Here is a 26698-nt window from a genome sequence, read left to right on the forward strand (position 1 = left end):
ATAAATTCAGGTTCAGGACAGATATTTTATCTTCCACTGCTTAACCAAACGCATACCCCGCTGTAACAGGCTGCCTTTACGATTCTTTAAAAAGTTACGGATGGCCGTGTGAGCCTGTTTATCCTCAGCTATAATGGTCGGGAACTGCTTTACCGGTTTATCGGTGATCTGTACCTGGTACATGTTCTCGATGTTAGAATGAACGCCTGTACCGTCATGCCCAATGTTATGCACCAGCGAATGCGCCGGGTTTAATGACAGGCCACCCTTTAAAAATATCGACGCGTACCAGCGTATAGCCCAAGAGTTGTTTTTACCGGACTTGAACTCCCGCATCTGCTTCCAAAAGTTCATGGTGTTCTCAACCGAAAAGCGGTGTCTTTTTTCATGATCAAACCGGGCCATCAGCTTATCAATATCCGGCTCAAAGTTTTTCCATGCCCGTGCCCAGGTAGCCCAGCCCCAGCTTGTGGCAATGTGGTGAAAAAATGTTTGCGGTAGTCTATGATTGTTCAGTCCGTACATGTACGCGCCAATGTGCATTACCTGCTCTTCGTTAGTATAGCGGTTTAGCGCTTCGTTAAAATATTGCAGTGTGTATTTTGATGATAGCAGGTCATCCTCAAATACGATCACTTTGCCATAATCATTTACCAGCCGGGTAACACCATCAATAATAGAGGCTGCCAGCCCCAGGTTATGCTCACGTTCAATAACCTTAACCGCTTTAAAGCCGGATACTGTTTTTATGTATTGCCTTACCTGATCCACCTTTTCACGGTCGGCATCAGTTTTGGCGGCATCAGCAAAAATGTACAGGCGTGATTCTTCGGCCAGCAAATTTTTTTGCAAATAGTTAAGTGTACGGCGTGTATGATCAGGACGGTTATAAACAAATAAAGCAATGGGGGCAAGGTTTTGCATGCTCAGTAAAACAATGTCTTTTTTTTGAATTGAAATAACCGGAATGTAACCGGCAGGTTTTAAAAAAATAATAATGCTTATTTACGCACAAATTTAGCTATCAACTCATCTACTTTCTCATTAACATCTGCCGATATTTTAAATAAATACGTAAGCAAAGCATACACCATGGCCGTAGAGCAACTGCGTGCCGCAATATCAAGCCATACATTAGGCAGGCGCCAAAAATTAAAACCGATAAAATAGCTAATGGCCGCAATTACCAATACCAGCAGATGCTTGTAAGTAAAAGGCTGCATTTTAAAACGGATCTTGATGTACAGCCAGGTGGCGAAATTCATGCCCACAATGGTTATAAAATAAGCTATTGCCGAGCCGAGGCCTTCGTAAATTGGTATAAGCAAATAGTTAAGCGTAATGCAAATTACGCACATAATTACGGTGATAAGCGTTACCAGCCGGTATTTATGCGATGTGGTAATGATGTAGCTGTTCAAACCACCGGTAATATCAGCCAGAAAGCCGAGCCCTATCACAATAAACAGGGTAAAGTATTTTGGATCGGTAAAGTCCTTATTGCGGGCAAGGGCGTAAAGGTTATCCCGGTTAATAAATATGCCGATAAATAATAACATGCCTACCACCAGTTGAATGATAGATGTTTTGGCGTAGATATCGGCAATGTTGGCCATATTCTTGGTTCGCCATGAGTCGGCCACGATGGCGTAGGTGGTACGGCTAAGTGCCTGCGCGGGTATGCTCACTACCATGGCTATATTAAAATACCAGCTATAAACGCCAGTTACCGCATCACTGGCCATGGAGCTAAGCATCAGCGTATCTACCTTTTGCAGCAGGGTATAAACAGACCCCGATACCAGCGTAAACATACCAAAGTTGATCATCTCCTGCTTTTTATCGGCCATTAGGTTACTGGTAACATTCCCCAGTTTGAAACTGCCTGATACAAGCAGATTGATGAGCAGTATAAGCGATATAAGTCCGTTAACGATGATATATCCAAAGATAAAGCCCTCAAAGGTGAGCCATTTTTGCGCTATCATTAGCAGCATTACGGTAGTGGCAAGGCGAAGCACTACAAACTGCAGCACGTTTGAGAATATGGTACGGTAAACAGCCCGCCCCATCATCTCCAAAAAGTTAAAGGCGATGATGAACAGCGCCAGTGGTATCATGTAATAATAATACTTTACAAACAGGGGCGAGCTTTGCGCATAGGCACCAATAATGGCCGGCTTAAATATCAGGTATAATATGGTTGCCGCGCCAAAGCCTATAAGCGCTAAAAAAGCTACCCAATGTATAAACCCGTTATGCTTGCGGTCATCGGTACGGTAAAAGGGGAAATAGCGGGCTATTATGCTGGGCACCCCCATTGATGATACCAGCGAGTATAATACCGATACGCTGATAACCAAATTATAAAAACCAAAATTATCGTCACCCACTATAGGCGGAAACAGCATTACCGTGTTAATGTATGCTATTACCATGCCCGCGTATAGCACTATGGTATTTTTATAAGCTTGTTGCTTTACTATACCCATTAATTTATCTTTTTGCCCATCGCTTTATATAGAATTTTCGTAAGCGTTTTAATGCGGGCATTAATATCATAATTATTCCTGATGTGTTGTGCCCCGGCATTGCCAAGTGTTTGGGCAAGGTTGGCATCGGCGGTAATTTTTAACATATAATTACCCATACCCTCAATATCATGTTCGGGTACCAGATAGCCTGTTTCTCCATTTATTACAGCTTCTTTTATGCCCGCGTGCAAAGTGCTTACAATGGCCAGCCCCGATGAGCCCGCTTCTAATATAGATACAGGCGTACCTTCCTTATCGCCATCGGCAGCAGTAACCGAGTGTTGCACAAAACAGCGGCTTTGTTTTAACAATGCTTTTATTTCATCAGGTTTTAAAACCCCCTTTAATATTACCTGATCCTCCAGGCCGGAACTTTTTATAAAAGCGGCTGTTTCATCAAACAACGGGCCATTGCCCACCATATTTAATGTGGCATCCTTATATTGATCAGCTACTATTTTAAAGGCTTTTACGACAGATAAGGGTGACTTTTTCTCCACAAAGCGCCCTATCGAAATAAAGCTTTTTCCGTTGGATGATATATCCAGTTGCGGAAAGGCTTGCGTATCCACTCCGCAAGAGGCCAGGGTAATTTTATTAGCAGGCGCGCCTAACTGTTTAAGCGCCTCGACCATATCGCCTGATACGGCAATAAAGCCGCTGGCATATTTAAAAGCATCCTGGTACTGACGGTAATATTTTTTTACCGTGCCGGTATGGTGCACATCAGCGCCGTGGTAATGAATTACCAGCGGAATGCCTGCTATTTTACAAGCCGCGGTAACCATAGCGCCAACCATGCCATATTCGGCAAACACCACATCAATTTTATTTTTCTTGAAATAATTTGCCAGTGCCTTGTTGGCTACGCCAATGGATTGCTTTTTGAATACCCGCTTTTGTATCAGGTATAATAAAAGCTTCCATTTTGATGTGATGATGAACTTACCCTCATCATTATACACCGGAAAGGCCCCGCCCCACAGCACTTTTTTATTGCCGGGCAAACGCTTTATATGTTCTTCAATAAATGTTTCGGAGAAAGCGTTGTTGTTTGGTTTTATAATACATAGGTTAAACTCACCCATTGCTTATAGCGGCTTTGTGGCAATAACAACGTATAATGATGCATCCCTGTCGCGCTGGCTTTGCGAGTTTATTTTGTTGAATAAGCCTATCATGCCCTGCATTACCAAAGCAAAGGGAGGAATCAGGAATTTAGGCATCTTAACCGCTATGGCATCCTGCAATAATTGTATACCGCTTGCCGCCAGCCCCATAATGCCATGAAAAGAGGAAATAACAAAACCCTCTTTTTCTACTGTTTTACGCAGTCCGGCACTGGTCCATCGCCAGTAATCATTAGGCGTGGGATGGTAAAACCAGTAACCATGAGTAGTTAATATAAGTGTGCCGCCTGGTTTAAGTATACGCAAGGCTTCCTGTAAATAACCCGCAGGCGAATCAACATGCTCTAATACCTGGTTTGATAATACAATGTCAGCATAATTATCAGGCAGGGTAGTTTTGCTGTCAAAATCAATATGATGTTCAGCTTTGGGGTTCATTTCCAGGTCTACCCCCAGGTATTTACCCACTTTAGGTTCAATAACCGAACGGTAGGGCATATCGCCGCAGCCAAAATCAACCAATAGCTTGTTGGGGCTATTGGCTGTTAATTGGTTGATTACTTTTATTGTTGCATCCCGCAGATGTGTTAAATGCACATAGCGCGTATGAAATATAGTAGGATTTAATCTATCGTTCCCATTCATCCGGCTAATTTAACTTTTGTTATGCTATTCGGGAAAATAATAATCCTGTACGTGTTATTGTTTTGATACTTTGGCTGATTGGGCTTCGGTTAAAACAAACAGTTTCTTCATTTCAGTATTGCTGATGATGCGGTTGTATATCCTGATATCATCAAGCCTGCCCATAAAGTAATAAGGCTCGGTACCATCATAAGGGAAAATACTATCGCGGCCGATGAACAATGGCGCATCAGTTGAAGGGTTAGGTGTTGGAATGTCAGCCTGAATCGCGTCCAGCTTGCCGTTTATGTAAGTTGTATACGTTTGTTCTTGCAAATCGTACACAGAAGTGATCATGTACCAGATGCCTCTTTGCAAATATTTGTTACCAACCGCAAACGGATCGTCGCCGGCAGAAACGCCGTATGATGGCCTGCCTACCTTGCCCACGCTTGTATGTTGCGCCTCAGCACCCGAAAATGAAAGGTGCCAGCCGTTGCTTGAACCAGAGCCGCGCTTATGTAATATGGCCGAACCATGCGAGAGGTTGTATGCGTCAACGTATATCCAATAGTTAACGGTAAAGCTGGTGTTATAAAGGCGTAGGTCTTCAGCATCTTCCACCCGTACAAACGCGTTGTAGCCGTTAAATTCATAAGCCGATGCAGGTTTATCAAACCTGTTTTTTGCATCGGTTATGTTATAAACCAATCCGTTATGTTTATTTCCTGATAGATCTTGGGCATTACCATCAAACGGATAGAACGCGATCAGGCCGGTTTTTAAACTATCAAGGGTAAGATCAATCGTATCTGTAGGAATTTTGGTCGTATCAGCCGGGTCGCCTTCGGGTTCAAGGGATGTTGACTGGCAGGAGGTGAGGCTTGCTAAAAATAATGCAGAAGCCAGGAATGCAAAAAGGTTTTTCATTAATATATATGATAAAGTTTTGAGCTCAAATATATCGTTTTACTACAATAAAAGTAAATAGCTATATTCTTTTTGTTTAACTAATTAAGCAGATGATAAACTCATAAAATGATATTTCTTTTGAAGATAATATTTCTTTATATTTAATTAGCTAACCATTCTGTTTACCTTAACACTTAAAAAAAATGAAAAAATTGAGTTTGCTTTTATGTGTATCACTGCTTTCAGTGATCTCGTTTACTGCATTTGCTGAAGTTAAAATTCCGGTGTTGCAACCACCTGCAAGTGCAAATTTTGCTACTGTTGATATTGGAGGATTTACTTATGCCGGTGATAACTATGTGATGTACGGTGATAACGTAACTAACAAAATTGCTGCAGTATACTTAATTGATATTTATTTTAACCTGACACCGGTTTTCTCATTTACAAACGGATCATGGTATTACACTACATATCCTACAGTTTACGCAGGTCCTGTAAAGATCAGAAAGACCTCAACATCTGCGTTGTTTACTTTTGAGGGAACAACGCTGTATTATTAATCGTATTTTTTTAACTAAAAAAAGGAGGTCCGAATGGCCTCCTTTTTTATTGGTTTCAAATCAACTTAATGGGTTGCTGTATACAGTTGATTTATGTTACTAACACTTAAAGCAGAATTGTAAATGCTAAGCCCGTCAAGCGCTCCCTGAAAATTATAGGAAGTGCTTATAATCGGGTTATCACGGCCGATATATAGTAATGATGATATATTGGCATTTGTAGTAGCAATGCTGTTTACAGTATTTGTTAAAGCTCCGTCAACATATATTTTTAATTGCTGATTAGCCACCGTATAAACACTTGTTACCATATGCCATTGGTTAAGCGGAATAACTGTGTTGCCATAAGCGTTCACACTGCCTCCGCCTGGGCCGTATGAAAGTGTACCGGTAGTTGCAGGTGCGGCGCCCGAACCTACAATGCTCCACTGCCAGCCATTATTTGCGCCTGAAATTCTTTTGCTGAATATAACTGAGCCTAATGATGTATTGTAGGCGCTGAGTTTTACCCATGCATTTAAAGTAAAATCGGTACCGCTTAAACGCAGTGCAGTATTGTCAGGCACGGTCATGTAGCTGTTAATGCCATTAAAGCTATATGCGCCAATGCTGTTGCCAAACCTGTCTGTAGCGGCAGAGAGGTTATAAATAGTGCCGTTATTCCAATTGCCTGACATGTCATTTCCGCTGTTATCAAAAGGCCAGTATGCTATAAGTCCCGGGGCTGCATTATTTGATGTAGAGGTGTATAGTGTATTTACGGTACTCGCGCTTAGTGCAGAGTTGTATATACTGATATCATCAAGAGCTCCCTTAAAAAAGTAGCCGGTACCTATTGATGGGTTATCCCTGCCAATATACAGCAATGCAGTAATGGCTGAGTTTGGTGTTGCTATACTGTTCACTGTATTATCTAACACACCGTCAACATAAATCCTCAGTTGTTGAGCCGAAAAGCTGTATACGCTGGTTACCATATGCCATTGGTTTACCGGTACCACTGTAGTTCCGAAAGCATTGGTGCTTCCGCCGCCCGGGCCGTAGCTAACTGTACCCGGTATTGCCGGTGAAGCAGCACCTGAGCCAACTATACTCCATACCCAGCCATTGTTGGCTCCCGTTATTCTTTTGCTGAATATTTGTGATCCGGCTGATGTGTTATAACTATCCAGCTTAACCCAGGCATTTAGCGTAAAGTCAGTATTGTTTAAACGTAAGGCAGCCTTGTCGGGTACTGAAATGTAGCTTGTTGAGCCATCAAAGTAATAGGCACCGATTGGATTGCCAAATCTGTCTGCCGTTGATGACAGGTTGTTGATGGTGCCATGGTTAGCATTGCCCGAAAGGTCATTGCCTGTGCCATCAAATGACCAGTAGGCAATTAGGCCTGTTGCCGGAACAGCAATGTTAGCTGTTTTTAGCTCATTGTCAACAATAGCTTTAATATCCTCCGATTTTAAGAGGTCTGATTTTTTACAGGAAACAATGAATGAAGAAATTAGGGTACCCGCCAGGAAGAGCGTGCGGGCAACGCGCGTTTTTGTAGTCATGATAAATGGTTTATAGTTTATACAATAAATATAATAACATAAAAACCATATTATCAAGAAATATTTTCGTTAACAGAAAGTTAAGTTAAACAAAAATGGCCTCCCGAACAGGGAGGCCATTTTTGTTTAATCAGCAATAATGTAATTATTACGACTGGAACTTTTTGCCGTTAACCTTACGCTCATTTTCAGTTAAGTAAATTTTGCGTAAGCGGATGCTTTGCGGCGTAACCTCAATGTATTCATCAGCCTGGATATATTCCATTGACTCTTCGAGAGAGAATTTGATGGCCGGAGCAATACGCACGTTGGTATCACTACCTGATGCACGCATGTTGGTTAACTGCTTGCCTTTGGTAAGGTTAATAACCAAATCGTTATCGCGTATGTGTTCGCCTAATATTTGTCCTTCATAGATATCCACACCCGGATCGATAAAGAAACGGCCGCGGTCCTGCAATTTATCAATTGCGAATGCAGTGGTTTTGCCGCTATCCATTGATATCAATACACCATTTAAACGACCGGGGATAGTGCCTTTCCATGGCTCGTAAGCTTTAAAGCGGTGTGCCATGATAGCCTCACCCGCAGTAGCGGTTAATACGTTGTTACGTAAACCGATTATACCGCGCGACGGGATATCAAACTCAAGGTGTTGCAGGTCGCCTTTTGGCTCCATAATCAATAAGTCGCCTTTACGCTGGGTAACCAGTTCAATTACCTTACCGGCAACGTCACCAGGTACGTCAACTATCAGGGTTTCAATTGGCTCGCATTTAACACCGTCAATTTCTTTAACAATTACCTGCGGCTGGCCTACCTGTAACTCATAGCCTTCGCGGCGCATGGTTTCAATCAATACTGATAAGTGGAGGATACCACGACCATATACCAGGTATGAATCAGGCGAATCAGTTTCAACAACACGAAGTGCCAGGTTTTTTTCAGTTTCTTTAAATAAGCGATCGCGCAGGTGGCGTGAAGTAACAAATTTACCTTCTTTACCAAAGAAAGGAGAGTTGTTGATGGTGAACATCATGTTCATGGTAGGCTCATCAATTTTGATAACCTCCAGTTGCTCCGGTTTTTCAAAATCGGCAATGGTATCGCCAATATCAAAACCATCAATACCTACAACGGCGCAAATATCGCCTGCTTTAACTTCGGTAGCTTTTATTTTACCTAAGCCTTCAAAAGTGTAAAGCTCTTTAATACGTGATTTTTGGATAGTGCCATCGCGTTTTACCAATGATACCGGCATGTTCTCTTTAATAGTACCACGGGCAACACGGCCGATTGCGATACGGCCTACGAAAGATGAATAATCCAACGAGGTGATCTGCATTTGCAATGTACCTTCATTAATAGGTGCCGGCGGAATGTGCTCCAGGATGGTATCCATCAGCGGGAAGATGTTATCGGTTGGTGTTTTCCAATCCGTATTCATCCAGCCTTGTTTTGATGAGCCGTATATAACCGGGAATTCCAGTTGCTCTTCGGTAGCGTCAAGGTTAAAAAATAATTCAAATATCTGCTCGTAAACCTCTTCAGGGCGGCAGTTCTCTTTATCAACCTTGTTTACAACCACAATAGGTTTTAAGCCTAAAGCCAAAGCCTTTTGGGTTACAAAGCGTGTTTGAGGCATGGCGCCTTCAAACGCGTCGCAAAGCAGCAATACGCCATCGGCCATTTTTAACACACGCTCAACCTCACCGCCAAAATCGGCGTGACCAGGGGTGTCAATAATATTGATCTTAACGTCCTTGTATTTTACTGAAACGTTTTTTGCAACAATGGTAATACCACGTTCACGCTCAAGGTCGTTATTATCCAATATCAGTTCACCTGTTTCCTGTCCATCACGAAATATCTCGCAACTGTGCAGAATTTTGTCAACCAGTGTGGTTTTACCGTGGTCAACGTGTGCTATAATAGCTATGTTTCTTATTTTTTGCATGTAAATGCGGCTCTAAAATTTGGCGCAAAGGTACACTTAATTTATTGCATTTTAAAGCTTTTACAACATTATGAATTTATTAACAGCGTAATTATCAGCCAAAAATAAGCCAATATGGTTTTTAATTGCAGCAATAAGGTCTCCATAAGCCTTTATACAGGCAAACAAACAGATAATCAGCATACTGTCATTAGCGTGTAAATCATTTTATAGATTATATACGGCATATCGTTTCTTCGTTTCAATAATATAATTTGTAATTTTGTGCCATGAATATTCAGGTTGTTATTGTTGTTATATTATTTGTAGCTGCAGCAGCTTATCTGGGCCGCAATATGTATAAAACCCTGTTTGCAAAAAAGGGCTGCGGTACCAATTGCAAATGCGGTGTCGATTTTAGCAACGTACAGCCCGGTAAGCATAAATAGCCCTTTATTACCCTAATTTTTGCTATCAGCACTTCATGTTACAAAAGCAGGTTTTTCAGGCCGATACGCCTGGCAGATGGAAACGCTTTAAATGGTTTAGCCGCATATTTTTATTGGTGCTGGTATGCGGCATCATAGCCGCCGCCGTTACCGTTACCGATAAAACTTATCCCAGCCTCCCCAACTTAAACCCATCCCCCAAAAAGTTAACCGCGCAGCAACTGGAGCAGCTAAAACGCTCCACAAAATACCGCGATTTTAAGATCCAGAAAAAGCAGATCCAAAAGCTGCAGCAGGCGCGCAGGCAGCAGCAGATAAAGCACCCTAATAACAAGCGCCGCATAAACGCCGCCTTTTACCGTGCCTGGGAGCCGCAGGCCTACAACTCGCTGGCCGAGAGCCTGCCCAAGCTGGATATGGTGGTAAGCGAAGGGTTTTTTATTAAGCCTGGATCGGGCGTGGTGAACGTATCGATAGATACCGGGCTCATCAACCTGAATAAAAAATACAAAAAGCCGGTGGTGGTCAGCCTGTCAAATTACGTTAATTACGATAATTTGCATGGCGGGTACGATACCAAAACCCTTGAAAATATCATCAACGATAAACAACTCCGCGCCACTTTTATCAGTGATCTTATCGGCCAGCTTAAAAAATATAAATTCAGGGGATTGAATATTGATGTGTACGACATTAATATTAACAGCCGTAATTTTCGCAGGTTTCAAAAAGATTTGTATGAGGCGCTGCATGCGCAAGGCCTGCTGCTAACCCAAAATGTAATAGCCGAGGATGAGAACTACCGGCTTGAGGAGTTACAGCAGGTTAATGATTATTTGTTTGTGATGGCGATTGATCAGCACAACGAATCAAGCAACGCGGGTGATGTATCGCACCAGGAATGGGTGGAGGAGTTGATAGATGATGTATGCGCACGTGTACCCAGCGAAAAGGTGATACTGACGTTTCCGGGTGGCGGGTTTGACTGGCCCGAGAATAGCGTAGGCTCACCGGTAAGTTACCAGCAGGCTATAAGTGTGGCTAAAGAAAACAGCGCGCGTATCGTGTTCGATCCCGTTTCGGCAAATATGCATTACACTTACCTGGGTTTAGACAGCTTAAAGCATACTGTTTATTTTGCTGATGCCGCCGCCAACTTCAACATTATCCGTATGGCGGATGATTGGGGAACGGCCGGCGTTGCCCTGTGGCGTTTAAGTTATGAGGATCCGCGGCTGTGGGCTTTTATTTCTAAAAACCTGGCTATCGACTCGCTGCGAAAAACCGGCTTTGATACAAAAATGCTGGCCTCGGTAGGGTTAAATGATAAGATAGACTACATTGGTGATGGTGAGGTGCTCGACCTGATCACCACCCCGCACGCGGGCGAGATACGCCTGAAGATGGATACCTCCAATTATACCATCACCAGGCAGCAATATATAACCCTGCCTACCAAATATGTAATACGACGCTATGGCTATAAACCCGGCAAGGTGGTGCTTACCTTTGATGATGGCCCCGACGCGGATTATACGCCCCGTATATTGGATATATTGAAGCGGGAGAATGTGCCCGCTGCTTTTTTTGTGGTGGGCTCAATGGCCGAAAAGAACATACCGCTGCTTAAACGAATACATGATGAGGGTTATGAGATAGGCAACCATACTTACCTGCATCCGGATATATCAAAGGTAAGCCCCGAGCGGGTAAGGTTGGAATTGAACGCAACGCGCAAACTTATCGAGTCTGTAACCGGGCGCAGTACCATACTGTTCAGGCCGCCGTTTAATGCCGATGCCGAGCCGCAAACCATTGCCGAGGTAATACCCGTGGCTGAAAGCCGGAGGCAAAGCTATATCAACATCGGCGAATCCATCGACCCATGGGATTGGTATCCGGGTGTTACAGCCGACAGTATTTACGCGCGTACCATCCGCGATGCGCACAAGGGCTCCATGATATTGCTTCACGATGCCGGTGGCGATACCCGCGAGGCTACCGTGCAGGCACTGCCGCGCATTATTAAGGAGTTAAAGCGGCAGGGCTATAAGTTTACCACCATTGCCGATATTATTGATAAAAAGCGGGATGACCTGATGCCCCTTGTAAAGGACGATGTGAACAGCGGCATTACCGGCCCTTTATATGATGCCATGGTTACGGGGTACTTTTACGGTAACTGGTTTTTATTCTATGTGTTTTTATCGGCCATATTTTTGGCGATAGGGCGTATAGTGCTGATAGGTATTTTGGCGGTAAGGCAGTTTTTTGAGAACACTAACCGCCAGGCATCCATGAACGAGGCCGACCTGCCGTTTGTGAGCATTATTGTGCCGGCCTATAACGAGGAGGTTACCGCAATTAAAACCATCAACAGTTTACTTAAACTGGAGTACCCAAACTTTAACGTGATATTTGTTGATGACGGCTCAACCGACCATACCTACCAGGTGGTAAGCCGGGCTTTTGGCGGCAATGCGGCAGTGAAAATATTTACCAAGCCTAACGGTGGCAAAGCCTCGGCGCTTAATTATGCCATCAGCCATACTGATAGCGCTTATGTGGTATGTATTGATGCCGATACCCAGTTAAAAAGCGATGCCATTTACCATTTAATGGCTTGTTTTACCGATAATGAAATAGGGGCGGTGGCAGGTACCGTAAAAGTTGGTAATGAAACCAACATGATCACCCTTTGGCAATCCATCGAGTACATTACCGCGCAAAATATGGATCGCCGCGCGTTCGATCTGATCAACAGCATTACTGTGGTGCCTGGTGCCATAGGCGCGTTTCGAAAGCAGGCAATCAATGATGCGGGTGGCTTCACGTCAGACACGCTGGCCGAGGACTGCGACCTTACCATGCGCATACTTAAGCAAGGGTATGTTATACGCAATTGCGGCGATGCTATAGCCTATACCGAAGCGCCCGAAACGGTGAAGATGCTGCTTAAGCAACGCTTTCGCTGGAGCTTTGGGGTGATGCAAAGTTTTTGGAAGAACCGCGATGCGCTTTTTAATAAAAAGTACCGCTTTTTTGGCATGGTGGGTATGCCCAATATCCTGATATTCCAAATCATATTACCATTATTTGCGCCGCTTGCCGACCTGATGATGGTGTTGGCGCTTTTTGAGCCCAAGCCCGAACGCCTGCTTTTATACTACGGTGTGTTTTTGCTGGTTGATTTTGTGGTATCCATCATCGCTTTCCGTATGGAGCGTGAGGATTACCGCAAGCTTATTTATATCATCCCGCAGCGTTTTATGTGGCGGCAATTAATGTATTATGTGCTGTTTAAATCGGTACGTAAGGCATTAAAAGGCGAGCTTAGCGGCTGGGGCACCTTAAAACGCACCGGTAATGTTAAAGTATAATAATTAAATTTGAGATAGTTTTTAACTGATACAATGATGCCCGATAAACCGCAGATACAGCTAAGACAGCTAAGTGCTGATGATGTAGTAAAATATACAGAGCAGTTAGGCGGTTTATTGCATGCCTGTGTGCACAATGGTGCAAGTATTGGTTTTGTACTCCCGTTTTCGCAAACGGATGGCGAAGGTTACTGGGCGGCAAGGGTTTTGCCCGCGGTGCAAACAGGTAGTGTTATTATGTTTGCCGCCATCGCCGGTGACGAGTTGATCGGCACCGTACAACTGGATATTGATACCATGCCCAACCAGCCTCACCGCGCCGAAGTAAAAAAGCTGATGGTGCACCCCGGTTACCGCAGGCAGGGTATAGCGAAGGCGCTGATGATCGCCATTGAAAAGGTAGCCGAAGAACATACCCGTAATTTACTTACCCTTGATACCCGCACGGGCGATGGTGCGGAGCCCCTTTATATATCGTTGGGTTATCAAGCAGCCGGTATCATTCCGGGTTATTGCCTTGATCCGGCTGAGGACAGGCTGGATGCTACAACCATTATGTATAAAACACTATAAATAAACTGATGTTGGTGTGCTTCGCAAATCATAAATTTGCTGCAAACTACTACTACAGATGATCAGCATTGCATCAGAGAATAAAGGAAGCACCAAAACATATCAGCATATTTTTTTTGACCTCGACCATACGATATGGGATTTTGACCGCAATGCCGAGGAAACCCTGCAGGAACTTTACATCACCCATAAGTTAAAAGCCCTGGGCTTGCCCGTTGCCGATTTGTTTATTGAAACGTATACACGCAACAACCACCAGCTTTGGGCTGATTACCATACAGGCAAAATAACCAAACAGCAACTGCGCGAAACCCGCTTTAAAAAAACATTCATTGATCTGGGTGTTGATCCTGAAGTGATGCCTCCATCCTTTGAGGATGATTATGTGCAGCTTTGCCCCACCAAAACCAACCTGTTTCCGCACGCGCACGAAACGCTGCAATACCTGCAGTCTAAATACGACCTGCATCTTATAACCAATGGTTTTAAAGAAGCTACCGAACTAAAAACAACGGGAACCAACATAGCGGGTTACTTTCAAAATATCATTATATCCGAAATAATAGGCGTTAACAAACCCGATAAAGCCATATTTGAGCACGCTGTTACCCTGGCAGGTTGTACCAGGCACAGTTGCCTTATGGTAGGCGACAGCATTGAGGCCGACGTGCGCGGTGCCCTGGCTTACGGTATGGATGCCATATACTTTAACCCCAACCACGCCGAAAAACCTGCCGACGTACCACAGCAGATCAATAGTTTAAAGGAGTTGGTGGATTTATTGTAATATCCCTTACCTCTCCTGAATCCTTCCCGGAGGGGAGGGCTTAAAAATAAAAAATGTCATTTCGACGAAGGAGAAATCTGTCGCCTAAACCTCACCCCGGCCTTCTCCTAAAGGAGAGGGAGCTGAAAAATATTATATATAAAAGCGCAAAAGGTTAACCTATCTAAATCCCGGCATAAGTAGGCCGGAGTAGCACACGTGCAAGCAGATTTTTAACTGCCGTTCTAAATTAGGTGATAATCAGCTATTCACCGCCTGCCACAGCCTTACTGCTTCTACTGCTTCTTTAACATCGTGCACACGCAAAATAGAAGCGCCTTTTTGTAAAGCTATAGTATTCAAAACTGTAGTGCCGTTCAATGCCTCGGCGGCGGTATTGCCCAGCAAACCATAGATCATACGCTTGCGCGATACACCTGCAAGTATGGGCAATTCAAGCGGGGCGAAATCATGCATACGGTTAAGCAGGGCATAACTTTGTTCGGCCTTTTTGGCAAAGCCGAAGCCGGGGTCTAAAATTACATCGTTAACACCAAGCTGTTTCAGCTCATGGTATTTGTTCACAAAGTAATCGAATACCTCGCCAAACAGGTCATCATATTCGGTGAGCGTAGCCATGTTTTGCGGGTTGCCGCGCATGTGCATCAAAATATAAGGTACTTGTAAGCGGGCAACGGTGGCAAACATATTGGCATCCAACTGCCCGCCCGATATATCGTTGATGATATGCGCCCCCGCTTTCACGGCCTCCTCAGCCACCCGAGCTCGGAAGGTATCAACAGATAAAGCAGCCTGCGGCAGTGCGGCAGCTATGGCTTCAACAACCGGTATCAAGCGGTCGGTTTCTTCCTGTATGCTAATGTCAGCAGCGCCGGGGCGGGAGGAGTATGCGCCCAGATCCAAAAAAGTAGCGCCATTGGCAAGCATCTTTTCGGCTTGTTGTACGGCATCGGTAACGGCGGGTTTGCGGCTGTCCTCAAAAAATGAGTCGGGGGTAAGGTTAATAATGCCCATCACCTTCGGCGTACTCAGGTCAATAAGCCTTCCGCCTGTATTCAGGCTTTCCTTTTTATTAAAAAACGTATCTTTAGCCATTGAACAATTGAATTGTAAAGGTTGCAAAAAGTACCTAACATTACAACCTTGCAACTTTAAATAGTACAACGCTAAAAAATCAACTACCTTGGCTAACACCGCAGCAGAATACGACGCAGTTATCACCCTTTGCCGGGATCTTTTTATTAAAAAAACGCGAGATTATGGTACCGCATGGCGCATATTGCGTATCTCATCTATTACCGATCAGATTTTTATTAAAGCGCAGCGCATCCGTACGCTTGAGGAAAAAAAGGTATCAAAAGTGGGCGATGATATTACCGGCGAATACATCGGCATCGTAAATTATTGCGTTATTGCCATGATGCAATTGGATTGTACGCCTGATACCCCCCTTGAGCTACCTGCCGAACAGATAAGCGTTTTGTTTGACGAACACGTGAACGAAACCAAAAACCTGATGTTTGCCAAAAACCATGATTACGGCGAGGCCTGGCGCGATATGCGCATTAGCTCGTTAACCGATTTGATATTGATGAAACTGCTGCGCGTAAAACAGATAGAAGATAACCAGGGCGAAACGCTGGCATCCGAAGGGGTAAAGGCCAATTACCAGGATATGCTTAACTATGCTGTATTCGCGCTGATAAAACTGGGAGTAAAATGAAGAACGCGTTAGTTTGGATATGCCGTATCCTGGTTGGGCTGCTGTTCATCTTTTCAGGACTGATAAAGGCGAATGATCCGCTGGGTTTTTCATATAAGCTGGTAGAGTACTTCGAGGTATTCCACATCACTTTTTTGGATAGCCTGGCCGTAGGTATAGCCATTATACTTTGCGCGCTCGAAATGATCATGGGCTTTGCCCTGCTGATAGGCGCACGTGCCCGCACCACCGTTTGGGGGCTGCTGCTGCTTATCATATTCTTCGCGTTCCTTACCTTTTACTCGGCATTTTTTAAGGTAGTACAAACCTGTGGCTGCTTTGGCGATGCTATACCGCTTACCCCGTGGGAGTCGTTCGGTAAAGACCTGGTACTGCTGTTATTAACGCTGGTGCTGTTCTTCAATCCGGATAAAATAAAACCTTTGTTTGGCCGCAAGCCGGGCGATGTTGCTTTGGCAATTGCTACTGTGCTGGCATTGGGCGTTGGATTTTACACCTATAACTTTTTACCGGTGATTGATTTTTTGCCGTATAAAATAGGCGCTAACCTGCCCGATGAAATGAAAGTGCCGCCCGGTGCCAGGCCCGATGAATATGAACTTACTTATAACCTGAAGAATAAAGCTACAGGCGAAACCAAGACCATGACGGATAAGGAGTACATGAAAACCGGCATCTGGAAAGATAATAACTGGGAGGTACAGGGCAACCCCGAAAGCCGGCTGGTTAAAAAAGGTTTTACGCCAAAGATAGTTGACCTGAATATTACCGATATGCAGGGTAATGATTATACACAGGAGATCATCAGCAACCCATTCTATAACCTTATTATTGTGGCTTATGATCTGAACCATACCAATGACGAAGCCCTGCAAAAGCTGAATACCATCGCGCTTAATCTAACAGAAAATTATAATGTGCGCAGCGTGCTGCTTACCTCAAACTCAGCGCAGGATGTTTTGGCGCTCGAGAAAAGGTATAAACTATACACCGAGGTTTTCTTTGCCGATGGTGTGCCGTTAAAAAGCATGGTGCGTGCTAACCCCGGTGTGTTGTTGTTAAAGAATGGTAACGTTATTAACAAATGGCATTACCACACCATGCCAACGTACGATGAACTGGTGAAGGTCTACTTTCAGGAATAATTTAAAATGATCAACTACCTCCTCCGTAAAACAGGTTATGCCCTGGCTGTGATGCTGGGTATAGTGGTGGTGGTATTTTTTCTGTTTAATATATTACCTGTTGACCCTGCCCGCATGACGCAGGGCCAGCGTGCCGATGTGCAATCGCTGGAGGCGGTGCGCAAGGAGTTCGGGCTGGATAAGCCGGTGCCCATGCAGTTTGTTTATTATCTGAATGATCTGTCGCCGCTGGGCATACACGTAAACAGCCATATCGAGCAGCAGCGTTATGGTTACGTTAAACTGATACCCGTTTGGGGCAAAAAGGTGCTGGCGTTAAAATGGCCTTACTTGCGGCGTTCATACCAAACCCATAAGGATGTATCGGCCTTGCTGATGGATGTGTTGCCCAATACCCTGCTATTGGCGGCAGTGGCCATGCTGTTTGCAATTTTGCTTGGTGTTTTTTTAGGTGTACTGTGCGCGCTGCATCAAAACTCCTGGGTCGACAGAACGTTGGTGAGTTTATCAACCCTGGGTATTTCGGCGCCTTCGTTTTTCGCGGGTATTATTATTGCCTGGCTGTTCGGCTTTGTACTTAATAAATATACCGGCCTTAACATGTCGGGCAGTTTATACAGTTATGATCCTTTCCGGGGCGAGGTGATTACCCTTAAAAACCTGCTGCTGCCCGCGCTTACACTTGGTTTGCGCCCGTTGGCTATTATTGTGCAGTTAACCCGCAATGCCATGCTTGATGTACTGGGGCAGGATTATATCCGCACCGCCCGCGCCAAGGGCCTCGGCCATAACGCGGTGGTTTATCGCCACGCCTTAAAAAACGCGCTTAACCCGGTCATCACCGCCATTGCCAATTGGTTTGCCTCGCTGCTGGCCGGTTCGTTCTTTGTTGAATATGTATTTGGCTATAATGGCTTAGGCAAAGTAACGGTAGACGCGCTCGAAATGTCAGACTTTCCCGTTATCATGGGTTCCATATTATTTATCGCCTTTATTTTTGTGGTGATCAATATTTTGGTAGATATTCTATATGTTTGGATAGATCCGCGTGTAACCATCGCCTGATCGCTATTTTTGTTTTTTTATAGATGAGCCAGTCAATTCCTTCAACAGAAAATACATTTTATAACCCGAACCTGGTATTTTTTACAGGCTTTATGGGCTGCGGTAAAACTACCTGGGGGCGCAAGCTTGCCGCGCACCTTGGCTACGCGTTCATCGATCTCGACCACGCTCTTGAAGAAAAAGTAGGCATGCGCATTGCCGAATACTTTTCATCATTTGGTGAAGATGCCTTTCGTAAGCTGGAATCAGCCATGCTCAAAGAAACAGACTATCCTGAAAAGGTAATTGTATCTACCGGTGGCGGCCTGCCATGTTTTTTTGATAATATGGCCTGGATGAACGCACATGGCAAAACACTTTATGTTAAGCTATCGCCCAAAACACTGGCCGACAGGCTGGAGAACAGCAAAACCGTACGCCCGGTACTGCAAGGCAAAAAAGGCGATGAACTGGTTGAATTTATAACAGGCAAACTTGCCGAACGTGAAGGGTTTTACCTGCAGGCGCAGCATATTATTGAAGGTATATCGCTATCGGTTGAAGCGCTTGAGCTGGAATTGAATAAATAATACCCTTAAAATCCCGAAACTATACCTGATTTGCTTTGTTAACAGAATATTATGGATCACAATGTATATCTGTTAGCTACCGACCCTAACGACCCTTGCAGGGATATTATCCACTCGAGGGATACCGGTTTAAAGGTGCGCGTATTTTGCCTGAACAGCGATACATTCAGGCCGAATAAAAACGAAATTCAGTTGTATGGTTATGCGCATAGCAAGCTCTATGCTTTTGAAACCATCAACATCACCTCCGAGGATGCACTTGACGTAGTAAGTGCTATACAATGGTATGCCGAATATGTTGATTATCCGCAGATGGAGATATTACCAGAAGACCCCCGGCCGGGGCACGAAATAGCCATGTAATTACAACGCCGGCACAGCCCGGCGTTCTTTATTTTACAGGAGGTTAATTCTCCGTCTGGCCATCCATTTTAAATTTTCGCCATACAATTTCAACGTTTAGGCGTTATAAAAGTATGAAGAAGCTTTTACTGTTATGGTTAAGCCTGTATGCATATGCTGCGGGCGCACAGGTAAAAACCCCGGCACAGCTTTATCCTGAGCTTTTTAAAAGGGTACAAATGGAGCGCGTATACGCTGATGGCAAAACTTTTCCGGACGCTGTGCCGCTGGCAGATGCCGCGCAGATCAATAAGGATTATGAAGCACAAAAAAACCAACCGGCTTTTGATCTGGCAGCTTTTGTAAAAAGCCATTTTCAGGAGCCCGTTGCCAATACCGATGTTTTTAAAAGCGACCCTTCAAAAGGCATCAAAAAGCATATTGATACGCTATGGACAGTGCTGCAGCGCCATCCGGATACGGCAAAAGGTACCTCCTTGCTTGCTTTGCCTAACCCATATATTGTACCGGGCGGCAGGTTTAGGGAAGTGTACTACTGGGATTCGTATTTTACCATGCTGGGCTTACAACAGGCGGGTAAAATTAAGGTGATAGAGGATATGGTGGATAACTTTGCCTGGTTGATAGATAACTACGGACACATACCTAACGGCAACCGCAGCTATTATTTAACACGTTCGCAACCACCATTTTTTGCCATGATGGTAAAGCTACTGGCCGAAGCAAAGGGCAAGGATGTCTACATAAAATACCGCCCGCAATTGGTAAAAGAATATGCCTTTTGGATGGAAGGCGCTAATGGCCTTAAAGCCGGTGAAGCCCACAGGCATGTAGTAAAGCTGGCCGACGGAACGGTAATGAACCGATACTGGGACGATAGCGATCAGCCGCGCGAGGAATCATATCGTGAAGATGTGCTGGAAGCCGAAAAAAGCAGGCAGCCCAAAGCGCAGTTTTACCGTAATATTCGAGCCGCTGCCGAATCGGGCTGGGATTTTAGCAGCCGCTGGTTTGCCGATGGTAAAAACCTGCATAGCATACAAACGGTCAACCTTGTTCCGGTAGATCTAAATAGTTTACTGTATAACCTCGAGCAGGTAATAGCCCGCGGCTATCGCGAAGATGGCAATGCCGAGCAAGCTGAGGTTTACTCGGCCAAAGCGCAAAAACGCAGCCGGGCTATAACCAAATACTGCTGGGATGCAAAGCAGGGTTTTTACGTGGATTATAACTGGAAAACCAAAACACGATCAACCCAACTAACCATCGCCGCTGCGTTCCCGTTGTTTTTTAATTTAGCTGCCGATGCGCAGGCCAGGCAGCTATCAGCAAAAATTAAAAATCGTTTTTTACAAACCGGGGGTGTATCAACCACGTTAAAAAATACCGGCCAGCAGTGGGACAGGCCAAACGGTTGGGCACCGCTGCAATACATTACCATTATTGGGCTGCGTAACTATAAGCAAACCACCCTGGCCAAAACCATAGCCACGGGCTGGATAAAGCAAAACACCACAGCTTTTAAACAAACCGGCAAACTGCTCGAAAAATACAACATTGAGCTTAAAGGCAACGCCGCCAAAGCAGGCGGCGGCGAGTATCCGTTACAGGATGGTTTCGGGTGGACTAATGGCGTATTGTTAAAGCTGTTACGTATTTACCCGCAAACTTATCAGGGTACATTATAGTGTGTGTACATGGTAAAGCCTAAAAACGTCTTATCGGCATTTACTCCATAGGTTGGCTGCTTTAGTGTTGTTAAAAAGGTGGTATTATCATTAGCAAAATACCGGTAAGCAACAGCTACACCCGGGTAAACCTCTTTTGTTGGATCGCAAAAGTTACAGCCGTTAGCACCGCCTGAATAAACCTTGCTCATAAAAGCATAGCCTTTGCCTATACGGCCTCCGTATTCATATAGTTCTGTAGAGCCCGATTGTATCCTGTCAAGCTCGGCACCCAGCGTAATGCCTGTAAGTGAGTATTGAAAATGTACACAATCAGTTCGTGAACAAAATTCAGGTAATGTGCCATCGTTTAATATCATCAGCGGTAATATTTCTTTTAAACGATCATATCCATTATTATAACCGGCAATATCATTTAAAAAAACAGATGCAGCCATCTTAGCGTAAGCAGCACTTACATACCAGTTGTTTTTAAACCCCGATGCGAATGTTTTGTCGGCGTATTCATACATCATCTTTCTTAAAAAAGCCTCAAATTGTGTAATATCTTCAGGTGGCCATAAACTTGTATTATCATCATTAACGTTATACCAGCGTATAATTTCGGCAGCGGCGGCAAATGTTGGAACTACCCATGCGGCTTCAAGAAAGCGCTGCTGGCCAAAGGTGCCTTTTACAGTATCCAATTTATTAAAATTGTATGCCCATCCGTTTAAAACTTCTATGGCCTTAATAACAATGGTTGTATCATGGGTTTTTGCCCATTTTAATGCCAGCGCATAGGCAAGCTGTGCGTCCGTTCGCATTTTGGTTTCTGTAGGTGTACTGCCTGATGATCTTACATATACAGTTGTCGGATATGGAGAAAGCAAGCTGCCTATATTTTTATCAATAAAACCATCAACGGTATTGTTGAACATATTAGCACGCCACGATCCGCTTATGTTAGCATCATTGCTGATAAAGTTTAAGCTTGATGCTGTGTTTAAAATTCCGGGATGAGTAATTGATATAACACCCCGTGAATCACGTCCTGGATTCTCGCCGCTTTTTTTGCACGAGTAAAATAACAGTAAACAAAAAACAGGTAACAGATAAATAACGTATCGGCTAAAAGCTGGAGAGTGATCAGGGGACACCGTAAAAAGCTTAAATGTTAGTTAACGATTAAATATTATTTTAATGTTAAAAGGTTGTAATTATCTGTTAATCAGTTAAAATAATCGCAACAAATTAGCCATAAATATGTAAATATGCAACTGCAGGAGGATGATTTGCTTTTAAAGCTTACAACTCACATGTTTGATGATATTTGTCGATGGTTATTTACATTACCATATCATATTATTGTCAGTAGAAAATTAACCGGCAAACCTTTTTGTAATGATATAGTATGTATTATAGTAAAGGCTGGTTTTTTTGAATAATGAATTTAACATCCAGCTTACAATACAAGTTGTAACTTTATATTTATCTGAAAGTAACTACTATGAAAAACAACACAATTGAAGAGTTAAGTGTAAACACCATCCGTTTCCTGTCAACCGATATGGTTGAAAAAGCCAACTCCGGTCACCCCGGTTTACCATTGGGCGCCGCGCCTATGGCTTATGTGCTTTGGAGCAAGTTTTTAAGATTTAACCCGGCCGACCCAAAATGGCCAAACCGCGATCGCTTTGTGCTTTCTGCAGGTCATGGTTCGGCACTATTATATAGTTTGTTACATTTATACGGTTATGATTTGCCGTTGGACGAATTGAAAAAATTCAGGCAGTTAGGTTCAAAAACCCCCGGTCACCCTGAGTCGGTATTAACACCGGGCATCGAGGTAACTACAGGTCCGTTGGGGCAGGGTTTCGGTAATGGGGTAGGCCTCGGCATAGCCGAAGCGTTTACTGCCGCTACCTACAATAAACCCGATCATAAACTCACCGACCATTACACCTACGCCATTGTAAGCGATGGCGACCTGATGGAAGGTGTAGCATCTGAGGCGGCATCATTAGCCGGCCACCTGCAATTGGGTAAGCTGATCTATTTATACGATGATAATAAAATCTCGTTAGATGGATCGACCGAATTGGCCTTTACCGAAAATGTACCTGCCCGTTTTGATGCTTATGGCTGGCACACCATTACTGTTGAAGATGGTAATGACCTGAAAGCGATTGAAGAGGCTATTTTAGCCGCGCAGGCGGTAACTGACAAGCCATCGCTTATCTCAGTTAAAACCATAATAGGTTATGGCAGCCCGCAACAGGGTACCAACAAAGTACACGGTAACCCGCTGGGTGCCGAAAACCTGAAAAAAACCAAAGAGTTTTTTGGCTGGGACCCTGAACAAACCTTCGTAATTCCTGAAGAAGTTAAGACCCATTTGGCCGAAGCCGGTAAAAAGGGTGCCGAATTGCATAAACAATGGGAAGAGTTATTCGGTAAATATGGTGAGGCTTATCCGGAAGAGAAGAAACAATTAGAATTAGCCGTTAAAGGTGACTTACCTGAAGGCTGGGATAAAGAATTGCCTGAATTTAAAGCAGGCGAAGCGTTAGCTACCCGCCAGGCATCGGGCAAGGCGCTTGATGCTTTGCGCAGCAGCATTCCATGGTTAATAGGTGGTTCTGCCGACCTGGCCAGCTCAAATGAAACGCCGAAGGATGGCGGCCTTAGCTTTCAGCCGGGCAGGTATCAGGATACCAACATCTGGTTTGGCGTACGTGAGCACGGTATGGGTTCAGCCTTAAACGGATTGGCATCATACGGAGGTATCCGTACTTATGGCGCTACCTTTTTAACTTTTAGCGATTATATGCGTGGTTCAATCCGCCTTGCAGCACTTACCGAAGCACCGGTAACTTATATTTTTACCCACGATAGTGTTGCTTTAGGCGAAGATGGCCCTACCCACCAATCGGTTGAGCAGGTAACCTCGTTGCGTACCACACCAAATTTAACGGTTATCCGCCCGGCAGATGCCAACGAAACGGTAGCCGCATGGCGCATTGCCATAAACAGGCTGCACGGGCCGGTAGCACTGATCCTGTCAAGGCAAAAATTACCGGTGATCGATACTGCTAAATATGCCCCTGCCAGCAATGTTGAAAAGGGTGCCTACGTATTGGCCAGTTCCTCAGATACGCCGGAAGTTATCCTGATGGCTACCGGATCAGAAGTACAGTTGGTTATAGGCGCTTACGAAAAACTGGTTGCCGAGGGTGTGAATGCCCGTGTGGTAAGCATGCCATCATGGGAGTTATTTGATAAGCAGGATAAAGCTTATCGCGACAGCGTGTTGCCGCCATCAGTACATGCGCGTTTGGCTGTTGAGGCCGGTGTTACTTTAGGTTGGTACAAATATATTACCGCCGAAGGCGATGTGATCGGTTTAGACCGTTTTGGCGAATCGGGCCCGGGCGAGGAAGTACTGGCACACTTCGGCTTTACCATTGATAATGTATACAACAGGGCAAAAGCACTCCTTAATAAATAATATATTTAGCTATGAAAATTGGAATAGCGGCCGATCACGCCGGTTTTGATCAAAAGCAATCGCTGGTAAAACAACTGCAAAGCGAAGGTTATGAAATTGTTGACTATGGCGCTCACGAGTATGACGCTGTTGACGATTATCCGGATATTGTGGTGCCCCTGGCCAACGCCATTGTAAACGGCGAGGTTGAAAAAGGTATTGCCGTATGTGGCAGCGGCGTAGGCGTATCGGTAGCGGCCAATAAAATAAAGGGCATCCGCGCGGCATTAATTACCGAAAGCTATTCGGCACACCAGGGCGTTGAGCATGATGATATGAACCTGATGTGCATTGGCGGCCGTGTATTGGGCGCATCTCTTATAACTGAACTGGCGCACGCGTTTATTAACGCGAAGTATGATGGTGGCGAGCGTTTTCAGCGCCGTTTAGATAAAGTTCTCGCATTAGAAAAAAATTAAAGATTATGAAAAATCCACTGCAAAGAGTATCAGATTATGGCCAGAGCATCTGGCTTGACTATATCAGAAGAAAGTTTGTTCAATCAGGCGAGCTTAAAAAATTAATTGACGATGGCGAGCTGAAAGGCTTAACCTCAAACCCGGCTATATTTGAAGAAGCCATTGCCAAAAGTGATGACTACAACGAGTCCATCTCCGAATTGACAAAACAAGGTAAATCTCCGGAGGAAATATTTTTGTCAATAGCTGTTGAGGACGTTCGTGCCGCTGCCGACCTTTTCAAAGGTGTTTATGAAGAAAGCAATGGGCTGGATGGTTATGTAAGTTTAGAAGTATCACCAAGCCTTGCGCAAAATACCGAAGGTACCATTACCGAAGCGCGTTCATCATGGGAGTTACTGGATCGTAAAAACGTAATGATAAAAGTACCTGGTACCAAAGAGGGTTTACCGGTTATTGAACAATTGATAAGCGAAGGTATTAACGTAAATGTTACCCTGCTTTTCAGTTTGGACCGTTACCGTGAGGTAGCCGAGGCTTATGTGGCTGGTATTGAAAAGCGTTTGGCTAATGGTGAACCTGTTGATAAGGTAGCCTCGGTAGCCAGTTTCTTTTTAAGCCGTATCGATAGCATGGTTGATCCATTGCTGGAAGCCATTATTAAGGATAATCCTGATAAAGCTGCTCCGGCACGCAAGATATTAGGCAAAGTGGCCATTTCGAGCGCGCAGGCAGCGTATCAAATTTATAAAGACATATTTAAAAGCGACCGTTTTAAGGCGCTTGAAGCCAAAGGTGCCAAACCGCAGCGTTTATTATGGGCAAGTACCAGCGCTAAAAACCCGGCATTCAGCGATATTATCTACGTAGAATCATTAATAGGCCCCGAAACAGTGAACACTGTACCGGTTGATACGCTGAACGCTTACCGCGATCATGGTAACCCCGAATCTCGTTTGGATGGTACCTATGAGGAGGCACGTTATGTGCTTTATCAACTTGAAGATGTTGTAGAGATCAGCCTGCCGGAGGTTACCCAAAAATTAGAAGATGAAGGCATCCAGAAATTCATCAAGCCTTTTGATAGCCTGATGAAAACCATAGCCGATAAAAAAGGGGAGGTGGCCGTATGAGCCAACCCGCTGTAAAGGCGCTTTTTCTTGACCTCGGCGGTGTGTTCCTGACCAACGGTTGGGACCGCAATTCCAGACAAAAAGCCGCCGAGGTTTTTAACCTCGACTTTGCCGATATGAACGAGCGCCACCGCATTATTTTTGATGCCTATGAAGCCGGTAAAATGACCCTTACCGAATACGTTAACCTATTGGTTTTTCACCAGGAGCGTAGCTTTACCCTTGATGATTTTACCGACTTTATGTACAACGAGTCGGCCCCTTACCAGGATATGATCGATCTGGTTTGTCGTATTAAGAAAAAATATAACCTCAGAACGGTAGCTGTTAATAACGAAGGGCGAGAATTGAACGAATACCGCATACATAAGTTTGGTCTTACGGGATGGATCGATATTTTTGCTTCGTCGTGCTTTGTACATACCCGCAAACCGGATAAAGATATTTATCTTTCCGCGCTTGATCTGTCGCAGGTGAAACCTGAAGAGGTGGTATACATTGACGACCGGAAGGTATTTACGGAAGCAGCCGCGGCACTGGGTATAAAAGGCATTCATCACATAAATGTTGATACCACCAGGCAGGCACTTGCCGGATTTGGCTTAATTGGAACACTATAATCTGAA

24 protein-coding genes are annotated in these 26698 nt (G+C 44.4%); 15 read left to right on the forward strand and 9 right to left on the reverse strand.

Annotated elements, in window-relative coordinates:
* Positions 1 to 12: 12 nt before the first annotated feature.
* From LJ707_RS05985 to LJ707_RS06005, 5 genes are all read right to left on the reverse strand, one after another.
* Positions 13 to 924, reverse strand: coding sequence for a glycosyltransferase (locus LJ707_RS05985; RefSeq protein ID WP_228949901.1), 912 nt, complete (start codon positions 922 to 924; stop codon positions 13 to 15).
* A 77-nt stretch (positions 925 to 1001) separates the two neighbouring features.
* On the reverse strand, positions 1002 to 2492 hold the full coding sequence (locus LJ707_RS05990; RefSeq protein WP_228949902.1) for a lipopolysaccharide biosynthesis protein: 1491 nt from the start codon (positions 2490 to 2492) through the stop codon (positions 1002 to 1004).
* Positions 2492 to 3622, reverse strand: coding sequence for a glycosyltransferase (locus LJ707_RS05995; RefSeq protein ID WP_228949903.1), 1131 nt, complete (start codon positions 3620 to 3622; stop codon positions 2492 to 2494). Before LJ707_RS05995 ends, LJ707_RS05990 begins: the two co-directional genes overlap by 1 nt.
* 3 nt (positions 3623 to 3625) lie before the next feature.
* On the reverse strand, positions 3626 to 4309 hold the full coding sequence (locus LJ707_RS06000; RefSeq protein ID WP_228949904.1) for a class I SAM-dependent methyltransferase: 684 nt from the start codon (positions 4307 to 4309) through the stop codon (positions 3626 to 3628).
* Positions 4310 to 4363: 54 nt separating this feature from the next.
* Positions 4364 to 5218 (reverse strand): LamG domain-containing protein, encoded by an 855-nt coding sequence (locus LJ707_RS06005; protein WP_228949905.1) that lies wholly within the window; start codon positions 5216 to 5218, stop codon positions 4364 to 4366.
* Positions 5219 to 5403: 185 nt separating this feature from the next.
* On the opposite strand from LJ707_RS06005, the gene LJ707_RS06010 reads away from it, so the two are divergent.
* Positions 5404 to 5763, forward strand: a complete 360-nt coding sequence (locus LJ707_RS06010; RefSeq protein ID WP_228949906.1) for a hypothetical protein — start codon at positions 5404 to 5406, stop codon at positions 5761 to 5763.
* Positions 5764 to 5828: 65 nt separating this feature from the next.
* Here the strand turns inward: LJ707_RS06010 and LJ707_RS06015 are convergent, their stop codons facing one another.
* Together LJ707_RS06015 and typA are read right to left on the reverse strand one after the other, a co-directional pair.
* Complete coding sequence (locus tag LJ707_RS06015; protein WP_228949907.1) at positions 5829 to 7313, reverse strand: LamG domain-containing protein; 1485 nt, start codon at positions 7311 to 7313, stop codon at positions 5829 to 5831.
* Positions 7314 to 7461: 148 nt separating this feature from the next.
* On the reverse strand, positions 7462 to 9270 hold the full coding sequence (gene typA, locus LJ707_RS06020; protein WP_228949908.1) for a translational GTPase TypA: 1809 nt from the start codon (positions 9268 to 9270) through the stop codon (positions 7462 to 7464).
* A 269-nt stretch (positions 9271 to 9539) separates the two neighbouring features.
* Between typA and LJ707_RS06025 the strand changes: the two genes are divergently transcribed.
* From LJ707_RS06025 to LJ707_RS06040, 4 genes are read left to right on the forward strand one after another with little or no spacing between them, the layout of a single operon-like run.
* The gene (locus tag LJ707_RS06025) at positions 9540 to 9698 is read left to right on the forward strand and encodes a FeoB-associated Cys-rich membrane protein (RefSeq protein ID WP_228949909.1); all 159 of its coding nucleotides are present in this window, start codon (positions 9540 to 9542) and stop codon (positions 9696 to 9698) included.
* A 35-nt stretch (positions 9699 to 9733) separates the two neighbouring features.
* Positions 9734 to 13078, forward strand: coding sequence for a polysaccharide deacetylase family protein (locus LJ707_RS06030; RefSeq protein ID WP_228949910.1), 3345 nt, complete (start codon positions 9734 to 9736; stop codon positions 13076 to 13078).
* 33 nt (positions 13079 to 13111) lie between these two features.
* Complete coding sequence (locus LJ707_RS06035; protein WP_228949911.1) at positions 13112 to 13651, forward strand: GNAT family N-acetyltransferase; 540 nt, start codon at positions 13112 to 13114, stop codon at positions 13649 to 13651.
* 58 nt (positions 13652 to 13709) lie between these two features.
* A complete protein-coding gene (locus LJ707_RS06040; RefSeq protein WP_228949912.1) occupies positions 13710 to 14438 on the forward strand; it encodes a YjjG family noncanonical pyrimidine nucleotidase in 729 nt (242 codons plus the stop codon).
* A 240-nt stretch (positions 14439 to 14678) separates the two neighbouring features.
* Here LJ707_RS06040 and folP read toward each other — a convergent pair whose 3' ends face one another.
* Positions 14679 to 15533, reverse strand: coding sequence for a dihydropteroate synthase (folP, locus tag LJ707_RS06045; RefSeq protein ID WP_228949913.1), 855 nt, complete (start codon positions 15531 to 15533; stop codon positions 14679 to 14681).
* A gap of 88 nt (positions 15534 to 15621) precedes the next feature.
* Between folP and LJ707_RS06050 the strand changes: the two genes are divergently transcribed.
* From LJ707_RS06050 to treF, 6 genes are all read left to right on the forward strand, one after another.
* On the forward strand, positions 15622 to 16161 hold the full coding sequence (locus LJ707_RS06050; RefSeq protein ID WP_228949914.1) for a DUF1599 domain-containing protein: 540 nt from the start codon (positions 15622 to 15624) through the stop codon (positions 16159 to 16161).
* On the forward strand, positions 16158 to 17306 hold the full coding sequence (locus LJ707_RS06055; protein WP_228949915.1) for a BT_3928 family protein: 1149 nt from the start codon (positions 16158 to 16160) through the stop codon (positions 17304 to 17306). The genes LJ707_RS06050 and LJ707_RS06055 overlap by 4 nt, the downstream gene beginning before the upstream one ends.
* A 6-nt stretch (positions 17307 to 17312) precedes the next feature.
* Positions 17313 to 18371 carry an ABC transporter permease gene (locus LJ707_RS06060; protein WP_228949916.1) on the forward strand — a complete coding sequence of 353 codons (1059 nt, stop codon included), beginning with the start codon at positions 17313 to 17315 and terminating at the stop codon, positions 18369 to 18371.
* Between the two features lie 23 nt (positions 18372 to 18394).
* Positions 18395 to 18940 (forward strand): shikimate kinase, encoded by a 546-nt coding sequence (locus tag LJ707_RS06065; protein WP_228949917.1) that lies wholly within the window; start codon positions 18395 to 18397, stop codon positions 18938 to 18940.
* A gap of 51 nt (positions 18941 to 18991) precedes the next feature.
* Entirely contained in the window at positions 18992 to 19303 is a 312-nt protein-coding gene (locus LJ707_RS06070; protein ID WP_228949918.1) for a hypothetical protein, read from the forward strand.
* Between the two features lie 113 nt (positions 19304 to 19416).
* Entirely contained in the window at positions 19417 to 20991 is a 1575-nt protein-coding gene (gene treF / locus LJ707_RS06075; protein ID WP_228949919.1) for an alpha,alpha-trehalase TreF, read from the forward strand.
* Here the strand turns inward: treF and LJ707_RS06080 are convergent.
* Entirely contained in the window at positions 20976 to 21911 is a 936-nt protein-coding gene (locus LJ707_RS06080; RefSeq protein ID WP_228949920.1) for an alginate lyase family protein, read from the reverse strand. The two genes, treF and LJ707_RS06080, sit on opposite strands and share 16 nt — an antisense overlap.
* Before the next feature lie 569 nt (positions 21912 to 22480).
* Between LJ707_RS06080 and tkt the strand changes: the two genes are divergently transcribed.
* The 4 genes from tkt to LJ707_RS06100 are packed head-to-tail and all read left to right on the forward strand — an operon-like array spanning position 22481 to position 26692.
* Complete coding sequence (gene tkt, locus LJ707_RS06085; RefSeq protein ID WP_228949921.1) at positions 22481 to 24481, forward strand: transketolase; 2001 nt, start codon at positions 22481 to 22483, stop codon at positions 24479 to 24481.
* An 11-nt stretch (positions 24482 to 24492) separates the two neighbouring features.
* Positions 24493 to 24939, forward strand: coding sequence for an RpiB/LacA/LacB family sugar-phosphate isomerase (locus LJ707_RS06090; protein ID WP_228949922.1), 447 nt, complete (start codon positions 24493 to 24495; stop codon positions 24937 to 24939).
* A gap of 5 nt (positions 24940 to 24944) precedes the next feature.
* A complete protein-coding gene (tal, locus tag LJ707_RS06095) occupies positions 24945 to 26072 on the forward strand; it encodes a transaldolase (protein WP_228949923.1) in 1128 nt (375 codons plus the stop codon).
* Positions 26069 to 26692, forward strand: a complete 624-nt coding sequence (locus tag LJ707_RS06100; RefSeq protein WP_228949924.1) for an HAD family phosphatase — start codon at positions 26069 to 26071, stop codon at positions 26690 to 26692. The genes tal and LJ707_RS06100 overlap by 4 nt, the downstream gene beginning before the upstream one ends.
* Positions 26693 to 26698 lie beyond the last annotated feature (6 nt).

Source organism: Mucilaginibacter sp. UR6-1, from assembly GCF_020880975.1.
Lineage (GTDB): Bacteria > Bacteroidota > Bacteroidia > Sphingobacteriales > Sphingobacteriaceae > Mucilaginibacter.

Bases quoted from the DNA above. Each gene is read 5' to 3' on its own strand.
- LJ707_RS06040 (WP_228949912.1), top strand. From the start codon at position 13,710: ATGATCAGCATTGCATCAGAGAATAAAGGAAGCACCAAAACATATCAG.
- LJ707_RS06025 (WP_228949909.1), top strand. From the start codon at position 9,540: ATGAATATTCAGGTTGTTATTGTTGTTATATTATTTGTAGCTGCAGCA.
- folP (WP_228949913.1), bottom strand. From the start codon at position 15,533: ATGGCTAAAGATACGTTTTTTAATAAAAAGGAAAGCCTGAATACAGGC.
- LJ707_RS06080 (WP_228949920.1), bottom strand. From the start codon at position 21,911: ATGTTCAACAATACCGTTGATGGTTTTATTGATAAAAATATAGGCAGC.
- LJ707_RS06090 (WP_228949922.1), top strand. From the start codon at position 24,493: ATGAAAATTGGAATAGCGGCCGATCACGCCGGTTTTGATCAAAAGCAA.
- typA (WP_228949908.1), bottom strand. From the start codon at position 9,270: ATGCAAAAAATAAGAAACATAGCTATTATAGCACACGTTGACCACGGT.
- LJ707_RS05985 (WP_228949901.1), bottom strand. From the start codon at position 924: ATGCAAAACCTTGCCCCCATTGCTTTATTTGTTTATAACCGTCCTGAT.
- LJ707_RS06065 (WP_228949917.1), top strand. From the start codon at position 18,395: ATGAGCCAGTCAATTCCTTCAACAGAAAATACATTTTATAACCCGAAC.
- LJ707_RS06100 (WP_228949924.1), top strand. From the start codon at position 26,069: ATGAGCCAACCCGCTGTAAAGGCGCTTTTTCTTGACCTCGGCGGTGTG.
- LJ707_RS06005 (WP_228949905.1), bottom strand. From the start codon at position 5,218: ATGAAAAACCTTTTTGCATTCCTGGCTTCTGCATTATTTTTAGCAAGC.
- LJ707_RS06060 (WP_228949916.1), top strand. From the start codon at position 17,313: ATGATCAACTACCTCCTCCGTAAAACAGGTTATGCCCTGGCTGTGATG.
- LJ707_RS06055 (WP_228949915.1), top strand. From the start codon at position 16,158: ATGAAGAACGCGTTAGTTTGGATATGCCGTATCCTGGTTGGGCTGCTG.
- tkt (WP_228949921.1), top strand. From the start codon at position 22,481: ATGAAAAACAACACAATTGAAGAGTTAAGTGTAAACACCATCCGTTTC.
- LJ707_RS06070 (WP_228949918.1), top strand. From the start codon at position 18,992: ATGGATCACAATGTATATCTGTTAGCTACCGACCCTAACGACCCTTGC.
- tal (WP_228949923.1), top strand. From the start codon at position 24,945: ATGAAAAATCCACTGCAAAGAGTATCAGATTATGGCCAGAGCATCTGG.
- LJ707_RS06015 (WP_228949907.1), bottom strand. From the start codon at position 7,313: ATGACTACAAAAACGCGCGTTGCCCGCACGCTCTTCCTGGCGGGTACC.
- LJ707_RS06010 (WP_228949906.1), top strand. From the start codon at position 5,404: ATGAAAAAATTGAGTTTGCTTTTATGTGTATCACTGCTTTCAGTGATC.
- LJ707_RS05995 (WP_228949903.1), bottom strand. From the start codon at position 3,622: ATGGGTGAGTTTAACCTATGTATTATAAAACCAAACAACAACGCTTTC.
- LJ707_RS06030 (WP_228949910.1), top strand. From the start codon at position 9,734: ATGTTACAAAAGCAGGTTTTTCAGGCCGATACGCCTGGCAGATGGAAA.
- LJ707_RS06000 (WP_228949904.1), bottom strand. From the start codon at position 4,309: ATGAATGGGAACGATAGATTAAATCCTACTATATTTCATACGCGCTAT.
- LJ707_RS05990 (WP_228949902.1), bottom strand. From the start codon at position 2,492: ATGGGTATAGTAAAGCAACAAGCTTATAAAAATACCATAGTGCTATAC.
- LJ707_RS06035 (WP_228949911.1), top strand. From the start codon at position 13,112: ATGATGCCCGATAAACCGCAGATACAGCTAAGACAGCTAAGTGCTGAT.
- treF (WP_228949919.1), top strand. From the start codon at position 19,417: ATGAAGAAGCTTTTACTGTTATGGTTAAGCCTGTATGCATATGCTGCG.